The sequence below is a fragment of the Effusibacillus dendaii genome (genome assembly GCF_015097055.1).
GTDB lineage: Bacteria > Bacillota > Bacilli > Tumebacillales > Effusibacillaceae > Effusibacillus > Effusibacillus dendaii.
Genome location: NZ_AP023366.1, coordinates 723,515 through 737,468 on the forward strand (window position 1 = coordinate 723,515; position 13,954 = coordinate 737,468).

The 13,954-nt window shown below is 48.3% G+C and carries 18 protein-coding genes; 4 read left to right on the forward strand and 14 right to left on the reverse strand.

Features of this window, described 5'->3' with window-relative positions; translation table 11 throughout:
* Window positions 1-5 precede the first annotated feature (5 nt).
* Window positions 6-1,139: a type 1 periplasmic-binding domain-containing protein gene (locus tag skT53_RS03745; RefSeq protein ID WP_200759833.1), complete on the reverse strand. Its 1,134-nt coding sequence runs from the start codon at window positions 1,137-1,139 to the stop codon at window positions 6-8.
* Between the two features lie 153 nt (window positions 1,140-1,292).
* Entirely contained in the window at window positions 1,293-2,015 is a 723-nt protein-coding gene (locus skT53_RS03750; RefSeq protein ID WP_226375325.1) for a S1C family serine protease, read from the reverse strand.
* Window positions 2,016-2,163: 148 nt separating this feature from the next.
* On the opposite strand from skT53_RS03750, the gene skT53_RS03755 reads away from it, so the two are divergent.
* Window positions 2,164-2,886 (forward strand): nickel/cobalt transporter, encoded by a 723-nt coding sequence (locus tag skT53_RS03755; protein WP_200759834.1) that lies wholly within the window; start codon window positions 2,164-2,166, stop codon window positions 2,884-2,886.
* Here skT53_RS03755 and skT53_RS03760 read toward each other — a convergent pair.
* From skT53_RS03760 to skT53_RS03780, 5 genes are all read right to left on the reverse strand, one after another.
* On the reverse strand, window positions 2,868-4,148 hold the full coding sequence (locus skT53_RS03760) for a protoporphyrinogen/coproporphyrinogen oxidase (RefSeq protein WP_200759835.1): 1,281 nt from the start codon (window positions 4,146-4,148) through the stop codon (window positions 2,868-2,870). The genes skT53_RS03755 and skT53_RS03760 overlap by 19 nt on opposite strands.
* A gap of 167 nt (window positions 4,149-4,315) precedes the next feature.
* Entirely contained in the window at window positions 4,316-4,579 is a 264-nt protein-coding gene (locus tag skT53_RS03765) for a DUF1450 domain-containing protein (protein ID WP_200759836.1), read from the reverse strand.
* A gap of 272 nt (window positions 4,580-4,851) precedes the next feature.
* Window positions 4,852-5,016, reverse strand: coding sequence for a hypothetical protein (locus skT53_RS03770; protein ID WP_200759837.1), 165 nt, complete (start codon window positions 5,014-5,016; stop codon window positions 4,852-4,854).
* A 78-nt stretch (window positions 5,017-5,094) separates the two neighbouring features.
* Window positions 5,095-5,469, reverse strand: coding sequence for a sirohydrochlorin chelatase (locus skT53_RS03775; protein WP_200759838.1), 375 nt, complete (start codon window positions 5,467-5,469; stop codon window positions 5,095-5,097).
* Window positions 5,470-5,542: 73 nt separating this feature from the next.
* Window positions 5,543-6,064 (reverse strand): hypothetical protein, encoded by a 522-nt coding sequence (locus skT53_RS03780; RefSeq protein ID WP_200759839.1) that lies wholly within the window; start codon window positions 6,062-6,064, stop codon window positions 5,543-5,545.
* 253 nt (window positions 6,065-6,317) lie between these two features.
* Between skT53_RS03780 and skT53_RS03785 the strand changes: the two genes are divergently transcribed.
* Window positions 6,318-6,560: a YuzB family protein gene (locus tag skT53_RS03785; protein ID WP_200759840.1), complete on the forward strand. Its 243-nt coding sequence runs from the start codon at window positions 6,318-6,320 to the stop codon at window positions 6,558-6,560.
* 3 nt (window positions 6,561-6,563) lie between these two features.
* On the opposite strand, the gene skT53_RS03790 is transcribed toward skT53_RS03785, so the two are convergent.
* Entirely contained in the window at window positions 6,564-7,361 is a 798-nt protein-coding gene (locus skT53_RS03790) for a DUF2797 domain-containing protein (RefSeq protein WP_200759841.1), read from the reverse strand.
* An 83-nt stretch (window positions 7,362-7,444) separates the two neighbouring features.
* Here skT53_RS03790 and skT53_RS03795 point away from each other — a divergent pair, with 83 nt between their 5' ends.
* Window positions 7,445-8,407 (forward strand): DNA-3-methyladenine glycosylase family protein, encoded by a 963-nt coding sequence (locus skT53_RS03795; protein WP_200759842.1) that lies wholly within the window; start codon window positions 7,445-7,447, stop codon window positions 8,405-8,407.
* Here the strand turns inward: skT53_RS03795 and skT53_RS03800 are convergent.
* Window positions 8,384-8,743 carry a hypothetical protein gene (locus skT53_RS03800; RefSeq protein ID WP_200759843.1) on the reverse strand — a complete coding sequence of 120 codons (360 nt, stop codon included), beginning with the start codon at window positions 8,741-8,743 and terminating at the stop codon, window positions 8,384-8,386. The genes skT53_RS03795 and skT53_RS03800 overlap by 24 nt on opposite strands.
* A gap of 191 nt (window positions 8,744-8,934) precedes the next feature.
* The gene (locus skT53_RS03805) at window positions 8,935-9,783 is read right to left on the reverse strand and encodes a DUF92 domain-containing protein (RefSeq protein WP_200759844.1); all 849 of its coding nucleotides are present in this window, start codon (window positions 9,781-9,783) and stop codon (window positions 8,935-8,937) included.
* Between the two features lie 109 nt (window positions 9,784-9,892).
* On the opposite strand from skT53_RS03805, the gene skT53_RS03810 reads away from it, so the two are divergent.
* The gene (locus skT53_RS03810; RefSeq protein WP_200759845.1) at window positions 9,893-10,057 is read left to right on the forward strand and encodes a hypothetical protein; all 165 of its coding nucleotides are present in this window, start codon (window positions 9,893-9,895) and stop codon (window positions 10,055-10,057) included.
* 57 nt (window positions 10,058-10,114) lie between these two features.
* Here the strand turns inward: skT53_RS03810 and skT53_RS03815 are convergent, their stop codons facing one another.
* From skT53_RS03815 to skT53_RS03830, 4 genes are all read right to left on the reverse strand, one after another.
* On the reverse strand, window positions 10,115-10,786 hold the full coding sequence (locus tag skT53_RS03815) for an SIR2 family NAD-dependent protein deacylase (RefSeq protein ID WP_200759846.1): 672 nt from the start codon (window positions 10,784-10,786) through the stop codon (window positions 10,115-10,117).
* A 117-nt stretch (window positions 10,787-10,903) separates the two neighbouring features.
* Window positions 10,904-11,086, reverse strand: a complete 183-nt coding sequence (locus skT53_RS03820) for a YbdD/YjiX family protein (protein ID WP_200760859.1) — start codon at window positions 11,084-11,086, stop codon at window positions 10,904-10,906.
* Between the two features lie 18 nt (window positions 11,087-11,104).
* Window positions 11,105-13,159, reverse strand: a complete 2,055-nt coding sequence (locus skT53_RS03825) for a carbon starvation CstA family protein (protein WP_200759847.1) — start codon at window positions 13,157-13,159, stop codon at window positions 11,105-11,107.
* Between the two features lie 157 nt (window positions 13,160-13,316).
* Window positions 13,317-13,949 (reverse strand): MBL fold metallo-hydrolase, encoded by a 633-nt coding sequence (locus skT53_RS03830; protein ID WP_200759848.1) that lies wholly within the window; start codon window positions 13,947-13,949, stop codon window positions 13,317-13,319.
* Between the last annotated feature and the right edge of the window lie 5 nt (window positions 13,950-13,954).

Genomic DNA, 13,954 nt, shown 5'->3' on the forward strand with positions numbered 1-13,954 from the left:
CGGCGTCATTGAGTTGGATCCTGTTGCGAATTGCCGTTTGGCGTCTGCTGGGACTGCGCCTTACTGCTCCCATCCTGCGCCGATGTGCCACGAGGCGGATTGGCTGCTTCCGCAGATGGTGATGGTGAACGGTCCGGCAGTCGTTGCTGGCTGGCAGATTGCGACTGCGGAGGTTTTGTATAGGCTTGCGGTTGAACGCTGCCCGTTTGCACCCCTTCTTCGACCGCTTTTTCCAGTTCAACCGCTTTCGCAGAAAAAGAAGCAGGACGCAAAATGTTAAAAAATCCGGGACCGGCAACTGCGACCGTCTGTCCCCCCTGCCAAGAATTATTCAACAATGCCTGTACCTCTTCCTTCATACCTTCCGCAAAAAATGGTTTCGGGACAGCGGCTACGCTCGGGTACATGTTTGGCAAATTGTGCATGGAAAGCATCCATTTCCCGCTGTCATGCAGCTTGGCCAATTGCTCTTGCGAAACCGGGTCCAATAAAACCAGAAAACGGGACGCAATCGATTTCAAACGGGGCAGACCGTCCGGCCGCATCACTTCTTCCAAGGTCATGACCACTGGTACCGCAGCACTCCCGCCGTAATGAAGCCCTTCCAGAATCCCTCTGATTTCGGGTGAATCAGGTGAGCGTCGGTCTGCCACCACGACTCCTACCGAATTCTTCTCGCCCGCATTCGCAAGCAGGACTCCCGCCGTAAACGATTGATATTCACGGTTCAGGCTGGCCAATCGAATCGCGGGCAGGTCTGGAGAGGATCCGATTCCAATCAGACTGAATTTGGTTTTCTCATGTTTTTTCGCCAATTCATGAACAAAGTTTCCGTATTGCGCCTCCGTAATGATCGAATCGATATTGGGATTATTCGCCAAGGAAGTTAACGCCGCTTTGGCTTGCTCCGCATTGTCCGAAGGACGTATGTCAAATACAACAAACGAGTCGTGCGTCGCTTGTTGAAAATAAGTCAGCGCATTGGGTGAGTTGGTTAATTCTTTTGCCGCCACAATGCCAACGGCCACTTTTGGATTACTTGGTTTTATCGTTGAAAGATCAGGCGAATGACATCCTGCCGAAAGAGCAGTGGCAACAACCAACAATGCAGCATTTACAAACAACGAAACAGATTTCAATCACGTACACTCCCGGCTTGCATGATTTTTATGCTTGTACAATTCTTCTATCATTATGCCATAATCGTCGAAAACAGCCAAATTTAAAAAGGTTTCTACCAAATTCGCTTCAGGAAAAAGCGGCATCTCTGAAAAGAAACCGCCCGACAGCTATCACTCCCTGTCGGGCGGCAGCCATTTTTGAAGCACTTTGCGTACCGAATCGGCTCCGATTGCGAAGCCAATTCCTTGTGAACTTTGTGAAACAGCCGTGTTGATGCCAATCACTTCTCCGTTTACATTTAACAGCGGTCCTCCACTGTTGCCGCGGTTGATGGCGGCATCCGTCTGAATCAACTTGTCATATTTCCGATCGCCGATCGTTAATGGGCGATTGATCGCCGATACCACGCCCACCGTCACAGAGTGTTCCAGGCCAAGCGGATTGCCAATCGCCATCACCCACTCGCCAAGCCGTACCTGATCGGGCCGAGCAAATCGAAGTACAGGCGTGTTAGCTGGCAAAGACGTTTTTAACAAGGCCAAATCCAACTCGGTGTCCGATTTCACCACACGTGCGACAGTTGGCTTTTTCTGGCCGTAAAAACTGATCTGCACTTCAGGCGATCCCTGCACCACGTGTTGGTTGGTCAGAATGTACCCGCGTTTGTCACAAACAAACCCGGTTCCAACGTTGGTCACCTCATTGTTCGGTTCCGGAAAAATTTCAAACGGGCCAAAAAAAGGCATTCGCCGCTGCCGTGGCCGTCTCACCTCAATCAGCACAACGGCCCTTCTGCACCGTTCCGCAACGTCCGTAAAGAAATCAAATGACAAACGCTCTGTCACCAGTTTTTTTGCTGTCCGCTTCGACTCTGTCTGCTTCCGTTTTGCCACACTCCCTCACCTCAGTCGTCTGGGATGTGTAGTATTTTATTCGGATGTTCGGGACGGGGTGAGCCTATTCAGTTAGATGGCCTATTCAGTTATTTTTAGACCAAGTCATCGCATATGGTTTAAGAAAATGTATGGGGGAGGAACCTGCATGGAGTGGTTCTATACAATCCCGGCCGCTGTTGGGTTGGGGGCATTGCATTCGCTGGAACCAGGTCACGGAAAAGGGGTATTAACTGCCTATCTGATTTCATCGCGCGCAAAAGTGAAGGATGCAATTCTATTGGGATCCATTTCGGCAATCGCTCACACGTTGTCGATTCTGCTGCTTGCATTCGCGGCCTCTTCCACTGTGAAGATGTTCGTTCCAGAACAACTTTCACATTGGATTGAACTGATCTCAGGCGTGTTGATCGTCACGTTGGGCAGCCGGATGCTCTATCAACAGATTCGCCCGCGAATCGTCGTCGTTGGAACGATCGGACACATTCACGATGAACAATGCGAACACCATCATCACCCTCACGGGATGAGCCGCCATCTGGACGATTCGGCCGTTGCGAACCCCAACCGGTTGTTTCTGGTCGGATTTCTTGGCGGATTGATTCCCTGTCCAAGCGCCATTGCGATTCTGCTTGCCGCCGTATCGGCGCATCAAATTCCGGCAGGAATGATGCTGGTGATGGCTTTTTCGCTTGGCAGCGCACTGGCGATGAGTACTGTTGGCATGCTGGTCGTAACTGCAGGCCAAACCGTCAAATGGTTGGCGAATCGACAAGCGGTTCGTTTGCTCAGTACGCTTTCCTCCTGCTTGGTTGTTTGTCTCGGTTTCTATGTAACGTTTCAATCGCTGCTTCATCTTTCGATCATCTGAAAAACCGATTTTGCGGCCTGAATGCCTGAACGTACCGCACCTTCTGTGCATCCGAGCTGCAAATAGTCGCCCGCTAATTGAATACGCGAACGGGAATCCTTTAGATGGCGGGAGAGGTGTTCCATTCGCTCCACATCACCAGGCGCAAAGCAGGGAATCGCGGTGGGCCAACGGTAAAGATCGATCAGCTGAAACCGTTTTTTCCGGTCAGGAAACAGGCGATCCATTTCGTTCCGGACCTGTTGGACCATTTGTTCATCGGTCATCTCTCGCATCTGCCGATACGCACGATCTGTCAGCATAACGTTCCAAATCAGACGATGCTCGATTACACCGCCGCTCAGTATCGAATTATACTTGGGCGGAATGCTGAATCCAAAAACGGACGAATCCACTTCCCGGTCTGCATGCAGAGAGACAATCGCAGTTGATGAATACCGCACGGAACGAATCAACTGCATGATTTCGGAGGCAAACGGGTTACCCGCAAGCATCGACGGTACCTGAGGAGCCGGCACTGTCAATAAAACATACCGGGCACTCAACTGTTGAAATCCATGCCTGTTTTTTGCTTCTACAAGGACGGACGCGCCAAGCGATTCAAGCCGCTTTACCTCTGTCTCCCGCCAGATGGAAAGTCCCTCCGCCAACGAGTCGATGAAACGGGTCATCCCTCCCTCCGGCCTATAGATACGCTGGCTGGCGGGAGATCCGAAATGGAGAAGAAAATGTCTGGAAGACTGGTGGGTGGGATCGCTAAAAAACATCGTCTGCCAAAAAGGGGCGATTACATACTCATAGACAGTTGGATCGAACCGGGCAGCAAATTGATGCAGAACCATATCCGAAACCGGTTTGTTGCCTGCGGGAAAACCACCGCCCCGGCTGGCGCTGCGTACCAGCTGGAACAACTGATGCCTCACCCGCCATGGGACACCCGGGATTTGAAAAAATACACTCCAGCGATCATAGCAGGCCTGCCGCCACTCTCCGGCAACTTGCATCTGCAAGCAAAACGGCAATCTCTTTACCGGAACGCGAAGTTGTTTGGCAAGCATGAAAACTGTGGAAAAGTGCCGGGAGAAAAACTGTGCCCCCTGTTCGTATGCCAGATTTGCGCGGTCCGGATACGTCCGAGTGCGCACACGTCCCCCCAATTCAGGCTCTTTTTCCAACACAAGCAAATCCGCCCCTTTTTGCTTCAGAAAATGAGCGGCCGACAACCCCGCCAACCCGGCGCCTATTACGATCACGTCATACATGACAGCCACCTCGCAAAAAGCTCCTATGGAACCACACTTTCTCCCGGGCAGACCGCACACCTTCTCTGGAAGCATTTTGTCCCATTCGAGAGGCTTTCTTGAGAGTTAAAAATATAAATTTGTGAAAAGAGACTACTTTCAAGCAGTCCCGGTTTGTCGATATGTTGTTATTCCGCCTGTTTATTCAGGAATCCCATGCCCCGCTCCAACTTGTAGTAGAGGTCGCGCGCCGTACGTCCTCCCACCACCGCGTTATTCCGCAATACAAACGGGACATCCGAACAGGTGCTGCAAAATTGAGTTCCCACGCAGTCCACCACTTCGATTTTTTCATCGGGATAACGTTCTTTTAACGCATCGTAGACAGATTGCGAATGAAGCTCCAAATTCTTTTTACAAAATTTCAGCGACAGAGAAGACAATTCCGACATCTCCTTTTGTGCGAAAACACATTTTCTTCTATATTACATCATTTTGGATAAATGCATAAGATTCATTTCCGCACATTGGGCAAGACAGGAGATGCAGGCATTGGTCTGTCCCCTTTTCCATACGGGGAGACAGCTCATAAGGCGAATAAGGCCCCACAAAATCAGTCAGCGGTCCATTGTTTTCCAGATCCATTTGACATCGGGGGCATTTCATTTGCAAAGGACGAATCCCGTTGCAAATCGGGCATACATAATGCATAGGAAAACGCCTCCTACACCTGATATTTAACGCCGTATTTGCCTCTTCTGGTTTTGAAAACATGAACAATCGGTTCGCGGGCACCCGACAAAAGCTGATCATCACGCACGCACATCGCTACATATTTTGCAACCGAACGGCTGTCGTATAGTTTTGATTCATAGAGCCAGCATTCCATACAGATCCTCCTTTTTCCATTCTGCACTTTATGTAGTATAAACAAAAAAATCCCTGGCCATGAGCCAAGGAAAATTCGTTATTCTGCCGCCAGCAGATCATCAATCCGGTCAGCTACAATATCCGCCAAAGCAGAATGATACCCTAACGGTGCAGCCACTTTAATCGGAATGGCGGGGTATCTGTCCTGCGCTTCTGACGCAATGCGAGGGATATCTTCCTTCACATGGGAACCGGCAAGCAAGAAAAAAGGAACGATTACCAGCCGCTCTGCTCCACGTTCCGCACACCGGTCAATCGCAGTCGGAATATCCGGTTCCGCCAGTTCCAGATAGGCAGGCTGCACCATAAACGATGGATTTGCCTGAGCCAACCAGTCCGCGACTTGCTGAAGCTCCCGGTTGGCCGCTTCTTCCCGGCTGCCGTGCGCCACCAGTACAATACCTGTTTTCATATACTCACCTGTTCCCTCATTTCTTTTCGATTTGGCTATGTTAAATCTCCATGTTGATTTTATGTCAGGGTAACTAAGCCCCTTTAATCAACAAACGACACCCGAAAGACCAAGCCCACTTTGCTTTTTGGATTGTTTCCTCCATACTTCCATATGTAGTAAGACCGTTTTCGTCGGTTGCCTGAAATCCAAAAACAATCGTACTGTTCGAATCTGCGACAGTTTTGGCCCCATTTAACTGTAACGTACTTTGCATGGTATAATTTTGCAATTTATCGAGCATCGTTTCACTTGAGGAATAACCGTTCTTATCGACAAATCCATAGGTAATTTGATATTTTCCGTTAGTGTCCTTTTCATTTTTTTCTTCCTTCACTGAGAAAATAAAGTCACCAGCATATTTCCCGGTATCAGTTCCCCGCTCCAGAATAGATTGACTTAACATCCCTGCTGTTTTTGTTTTCACTCCGTTTTCCCACACCTCCATTTCCGCTTGAATTTTACTTTTTTTACCCTGATAACGTAAATGGACTCCTCCAGAATGTAATCCCATGAAAGGTTTGAATTTCACAGCTTCTCCTTCCAAAAGGTTCACGGGCTTCACTTCTATTTTTCCTTTATTTGCTGGAGGTGATTCTGCTGCGGGAATGGAAGTTTTGGAGCAGGACTTATACGCTGCTTCATTTGTGATTTCCCTCCAATGTTACGCCCATCAATGAGGATGGGGCCCCGTCGAAAGTACAAAATTTAAAATTCCTATCAGCCAAAAATGGTTTTCCAGATCGGTTCTTGCTAAACTATAGGGTACATGATCACTTGTCACCAATCTATCTGCAAGGAGACAAACGATGGGCATTGTAATTCTTGAGGTTTGCGAGAGTAATCCGGCTGCTTCTCTCGATTTGGAAAAATGGGAGAGCGAGTACCCCGGAACATCCGTCATACGCAGTTCTTGCTTAAGCGAATGCGAATTTTGCGCCGCGCATGCATATGTGATGATTAACGGGGAGATTGTGTCAAGTCATGATCTCGACTCCCTGTCAGCCGCCATCCGAGAAAAAATTGAACAGGAATTGAATGCTTGGCAATAAGGTTTATTCCGGCAGAACGAGATTCACTTTATAGCCGGCATGCTTTTTGACGTTTAAAACCCCATCTTCAAAAATCAAATATTGCCCTTTGATGCCGATCAACCGCCCGGCAACCGAATCCTGTTTGTCAAACGAAAACGATGTGATTTTGTCAAGCGTCTCAAGCATCGGATAGGCGAATTGATAAACCGCCTGTTCCTCTAACAGATAGGATTCGTACCCGGCTGGCAGACTGGCAAGCACCTGTCGGCGTATTTCCAGTAAATCGACCGCTTCAATTTGGCCTGACAGCATTTTGCGCCAGTTCGTTTTATCCGGAATCTGTTCAGAGATAAGCACTTCCAGTTCACCAGCCAATTTGCGCGTGGGGACTTCCGCAATCGGAATCGCTTCCACTGCCCCCTGGTCGATCCATCGTGCCTTGCCTCTGCTTTTGCGGGTAATTCCGACCTTGACGCCAGAGCTTAACGCCAGGTACACATAATGCGGGGTCATGCAATGTTCTTCTGCAAACTGATTGTCCCGGCAAGTGCCGAGATGATGGTGACATTGATGGGGTTTGACAATACATAAATCACATTCGGCCAACGTTGTGAAACAGGGATAGCAGTACCCGTTGTTGAACAGTTTATTCGCTTTTCGACCGCAAACACAGCAGGCTTTTTCACCCAAATAACGGATTTCAATCGACTGTCCGAGGAAACGGTTTAATGCAACCCGCTGTTCGCCAACCACCAGATAATATTCAACGGTTTCAGCCGCTTCATGCTCCAAATCGTTAAGAAAACCTGTAAAAGACATAAGCAAACCTCTCCTGTCAGTTCAAATACAGTTTCTATCATATCATATTCAATCTGCCAGGAGATTTGGAAAGGAGCCGATTTATGCTGAAAATTACCGTACGCCCGCCCGCTCCATTTGACTTTCGGCATCTGTTTGACCGACTTGCGCAATCTTCAAACCGTGTCCTGTATCGGATTACAGACAATTCGGTCTTGCGCCTGTTTTTGATCGACGGCAGGCCGATATTGGCCGAACTGCGCTCAACCGGAACCGTCGAGCAGCCGGAAATTACAATCACCGCTTGGAACACAGAAAATCAGGGGCAGGCGGAAAAAGTTTTTGCCCTTTGCACGCACATCTTTTCCCTTAACCGACCGCTCTGGAGCTTTTACAAAACTGCAGCCGAAAACGATCCGGTGCTTCACCGTTTAACTGAAAAACACAGGGGAATCCACATGTTGCTGGAGCCGGGTATTGAAGAAGCGATGATATTGTCCATTATCGGCCAGCAAGTCAATTTGACATTTGCCGCGAATTTAAAACATGCGCTAGTGGAATTATGCAGCGAACCTTTTATTTGGAAAGGACAAACGTTTTATGCATTCCCTCAGCTCGAGCGGATTGCTTCTCTCTCCTACGAGGACTTGCGCAAGCTGAAATACTCACAGCGAAAAGCGGAATATGTAATCGATTTTGCCAGACTGGTGGTATCTGGAACTTTTCGCAGCGATGTAATCGCGCGATTGTCAAACGATGAAGCAATAGAGGAAATGGCCAAACTGCGGGGCATTGGACGTTGGACAGCAGAATGTGTGCTGTTGTTCGGAATTGGACGACCGGACGTTTTGCCTGCGCTGGACATTGGTCTGCGAAACGCGGTACAGCTGTTCTACCAACTCCCAAACCAGCCAACTGAAACAGACATTCGTAAAATGGCTTTGGCCTGGTCTGGATGGGAAAGCTACGCCACTTACTACCTTTGGGCAGCACTTGGCATGGCAAAGGCCGAGAAAAAGAGCAATCCCAAAGCGGACCGTTCGTCAGCGCATGTCGAACCCTTGTGAACCGAACGGTTTTGGCAGACTTTGCAGATTCTCAAACACAAACATCCACCCGTGATCTTCTCTGTACACCTGCATATCTACCTGATCATTCAGCATGAGCAGAATAAACAGATTCATGTCTGTTTTAAAATAAGGACTCAGATGCTCGTCATGCAGGCGAAGATTAAGGACACGGTGTTTGTCCTGTTGGGCAACTTTGACACCGTCCCGAATGTTGTAGGGTTCAATGTGGAGTGGCGGCAAAAGATCATGTTTGTTGTTGTTTCGCAAATATTCGTAAACTTGCCGGGCAGATTTTGCTTTTCGGCTGTTTTCAAGAATCAAAGCATAATTCATTGTCGGGGCTCCTTGTGCCTTATTTCAATACCACATTATCACAGTTGCAGTTGGAATGGAATCGCAAAATGAAAAGGCCCCCTTTGGTAAACCAACCAGATTAGGGGGCCATAGGGTCCCATGACAAATCAAATTATAACCGAAGTTCACTATAAAGCCATTAGGGAATATATGGAGGTGTTGGCACATCCTTACAAACCATTTAAAACATACCCTGCATAGAAAATCAAACCGATTCCCCCACCTGCCCAAGAACTGATCAGGTTCACACTGTCATTTGTCATCCAATGGTATCCCTGAATCGGTTGTGCAGGGGAATCGCAGTGAAACTTCCGTTCCACATCCATCCCACATACAGAACATCGATACATCGACTGCCAACGGGCACCTATCAGGGAATCTGTAAGAGAACCTGTCAGTCCCGCAGCAATTCCCAACATGGTCAGAAACATAACACGGAGTGCTGGGTCTGTGGGGAGAACGTACGCTTGCGGTTCTGGCAGAAATTCATTCAATAAACCCGCAATGCCCCCAATGAACAACCCTCCTGCAGCAGAGGCTATAACTCCCAAACCGCTCACCGCACCGGATGTTCCAGCTTCTACTCTACGCCCAGTCAAAATCGAACGGGGCGGTTTTGGACTGAGTCCACCGATTTCAGTCGCCCATGTATCCGCGTTTACGGCCGCCATAACGCCCACAAACACGATCCACCACAACGGAGTTGGCCAAAACGCATTTGCCAGCGCCAAAAATACGGCTGTTCCGCCATTGGCCCATACCTGTCCAGCATCTCGTCTGCCTGTCTTTTCATACTTCTGTTCCGCCTGTCGTTTCACATTCTGTTTATATTTGGACAACAAGGAGGAGGAGACAAAGAAAGCGATCAACGTCCCAAACCAAGCGACGCTGCCCACCCCGTAAAGAATCGTTCCTACAAAAACGGCTGCAATCGCCCCCGAAAACGACAATGAACGTTTCCCATAAGCAATGCCGGAAATGGCAATACTACCGATACATCCAATAACAAAATCAATCATTTTATGAAAAGTCCCTCGATTCGTTGACCGAAATGTAATATTTTATTGCATTGTATGGAAAAATAATGATAGTATGTAGTATAGAAATGTATGTAGGAGAGTGATCGGGTTGTTTCGATACTATCTTGGAATTGCAATCATGTGTTTGGCATTCGCCCTCTTTGCCATGTTCCTTTCCGCTAACCCGGCGGCTGTTGCCAGCATTTATGTAGGAATTGCCGGCGCATTCCTAGCCATTGCATTTATTACTTCCGGCCCGGAATCACGTTGGTAAAGCCTCCATATCTGTTTTTTACATAAACCTTTGAACCCGCTCGGTTCAAAGGTTTTTTCATTCCTTCATAATTTGCGGCAAAATCAATTCCGCCTGACGATTGAGCCGAATTAATGGAACTTGATTTCGAACCGCTATCTGAGGCAATTCCTTACAGGGAGCCATCTCCAATTTTGTCCCCACAATCAGCAATACATCGGCTTTTCCCACCCAATCGACCGCCGTCCCATAATGATATACCTGTTCCCCGACAAGTACAATATTCGGTTTTAAAATCTCCTGACAGGATGGGCAGCGCGGAATTTCATCGCGATATCCGTAATCAGCCGGAAACAGCGTTTGGCAACCGATACATTTTAACTCAAACAAATTCCCATGCAATTCCAAAACATGTGAACTGCCCGCTTTTTGATGCAGTCCGTCAATATTTTGCGTAATAATTGGCACTTGTTGACGGGCCAAGGCAAGATGCGCCTGATTCGGTTTTGCGTCTCGCCAATCCTGATAAATATGGCGATAAAATTGATAAAATTGCCTTGTTTTACGAGAGAACATGTCCCATGTAAAAAAATCTTTTAACTTGGTCCCCTTCCACGTTTCCCTGACTGTCGGCAAACCGCTGGCCACCGAAATACCTGCACCTGTGATTGCGACTGGATGACTCGCGTTTTGCATCAAATTTCTCCATTCTTGAATCGGAAACGCATCTTGTGCAAGCTGGCTCTGCATCCCGTTCACCTCTAGCTGTTATTGTGTGCGGGATGACACGAGGCATACGTGAATTTGACAGTGATAACGGAAACGCCGCAACGGTAAAAACCGTTACGGCGCATATATATTTCCCTCTTAGCAACAACGATTGACCGTTCCGCTGTCATAGCGGTTCTTGAGAGCATAAAGATAATACTCTTTTTCAGACATGGGAGGCGTATCTGGATGTATGGACATATGCCGCTCCAAATACTTCTCATAATCGGGCATCCCGAAAATGGTTTTGATATTGGAACGAGCCTGACTGATCCATCCCATTACCTGTTTCACGGCCGATCAACCTCCAATATGGGTACCCGGTAACTTCGATTGAACAAATGGGGTTTCTTGCAGCTCCAGTTTTTCTTTCCGGACCAGGAATCGGTACCAGGTCCAGAACGCATTCAGAATTAACAGCACTACAACCACAATGAAGATGATTGTAACGAACGCGTCCAGTTTATCGTTGAATACGATAGCCCCGATCTTATCCGCAGGAGCTTTTAAAGTTCCGTTTGCCACTGCGTTCGCATGCGCATAAAATCCAATGGCCGGTCTCGTGTCAACCAGTTTTTGAACCGCAGCTCCAAGCGTAGTTACGCACAACCAGATAAACGGTACAATGGTAACGAAAGAGTATTTTGCCTTACCCATCTTAATGATAATGGTGGTGGACACCGCCAATGCAATCGCCGCCAGCATCTGGTTCGAGATACCAAACAGCGCCCACAAGGAATTGATTCCGCCAAACGGATCAACCGCGCCTTGATAGAGGAAGTATGCCCATGCGAGCGTAATCAGAGCGGATGCGATTACGTTATAGGAAAATACATCTGTACGAGCGAACGGTTTGTAAACGTTACCGATCAAATCCTGCAGCATGAAACGGCCAATCCGGGTTCCCGCATCAATCGTCGTCAGGATGAAGAGAGCTTCAAACAGAATCGCGAAATGGTACCAGAACGCTTTGGCGCCTGCCAGGAATGAGTTGAAAATTTCCGCCATGCCGATAGCCAGCGACGGTGCGCCGCCTGTTCTGGACATGATTGTTTTTTCACCCACTTCTTTCGCTGCGGCAGTGATCTGATCCGCGCTGACCTGGAAGCCCCAGGACGAAATTTTTGCAGCTGCTGTCGCAGCATCTGTTCCAATTACTGTGGGTGCCGAGTTAATGGCAAAGTATACGCCTGGCTCTAACATACATGCGGCTACCAACGCCATGATGGCAACGCCGGACTCCATCAACATACCGCCATATCCAATCGCACGGGCATGTGATTCTTTTGTCAACATTTTCGGTGTGGTTCCGGAAGAAACCAGAGAGTGGAAGCCAGAGATGGAACCACAGGCAATCGTAATGAACAGGAACGGGAACAAGTTCCCTGCAAATACAGGACCTGTACCATCAATAAATCGGCTGATCGCCGGCATTTTCAAATCGGGCATGATTACGATAATCCCGATTGCCAACAGGATGATCGTTCCGATTTTCATAAAGGAACTGAGGTAGTCACGCGGTGCCAACAGCAACCATACCGGCAGGATGGATGCGATGAACCCGTAAATCGCCATCATGACGGATAGCTGCGCAGCCGTAAATGTAAACATTTTTGCCAACGTCGGGTCTGCTGCCACATAACGACCGCCCCAAAGGGACAGCAGTAAAAGTACGATACCGATAAGGGAAGCTTCTAAAACTCGACCGGGCCGTAAGTAGCGCATATAAACACCCATAAAGATTGCAATCGGGATCGTCATTGCAATCGTAAATACTCCCCAAGGCGAATCTGCAAGCGCCTTCACAACCACTAATCCTAAAACGGCAATCAGAATAATCATAATCGCAAGGATACCGACAGATGCAATCAGACCCCCGAACGGGCCGACCTCATCCTTCGCCATCTGACCGAGCGTTTTACCGTTTCGACGCATAGAACCGAGCAGCACAACAAAGTCCTGCACCGCCCCTGCCAGTACCACACCGATGATAATCCAGAGAGCACTCGGCAGATACCCCATCTGTGCAGCCAATGTAGGCCCTACCAACGGGCCTGCTCCTGAAATCGCCGCAAAATGGTGTCCGAACAACACCCATTTTTGGGTCGGGACATAGTCTTTGCCGTCATTGTTAATTTCAGCCGGGGTAGCACGATTGTCATTTACTTCAAAGATTTTGTTAGCGATGAACTTACTATAAAAACGGTATGCCACTGCATACGAACAGACAGCAGCAATCACCAGCCAAGCGGCAGAAATCGTTTCGCCTCTGGAAAGGGCCAGAGTAGCGAAAGCGACAGCACCCAGCACGGAAATAGCTGTCCAGATCAAGATTGAGACAAACCCTCTCTTCACAAATATCCCCCTTTTTTTAGAAATTTTTTGTCAAATTAGATAATTGCCCGGCTTAGACTTATTATATTCACAATGCTTAAAAAATCAAACTGAGAAATCATTAAAAGGATTTAAAAAAGAGTGAAAGGATGTCTCCTTCACTCTTTTTCGACCTCATTCACATGTTGTCCCGGACAAACGGATTCGATTGCCGTTCTCGCTCGATCGTCGTCTCCGGCCCATGTCCCGGATAGACGATTGTTTGATTGGGAAGCACGTATAACTTCCGACGTATGCTATCGATTAATGTGTCATGATCCCCGCCAGGCAGGTCTGTTCGACCGATGCTGCCGAAGAAAAGGGTATCCCCCGCAAATACCTGATCCCCTGCTACATACGCAACAGATCCAGGAGAATGACCCGGAACAAATAAAACGGAAATTTCCGTGTCAGCGAACTGGATTTTGTCTCCTTCCGCCACAAACCGATCTGCTGCAGGTCCAGTAATCGGGCCTGAAATCTGTGGCCAACGGCCGGATCCGTTCAGCATCGGATCGGTTAGCCAGTCTTTTTCATTAATATGAATCGAAATGGGAGCTCCCGTTGCCTGCTTTAGCTGCTGCAAGCCCCCAATATGGTCCAAATGGGCATGCGTTAGCAAAATATGCTCCACTTTGTAACCATCCACCGCATCCAAAACAATGTCAGGCCCATAACCTGGATCAATAATGATCGCTGTCTTATGATCTTCGTCTGTCAGGACATAGCAGTTCGTCTGAAACGCTCCCAATGCAAATCCTTGAATATGCATGAATG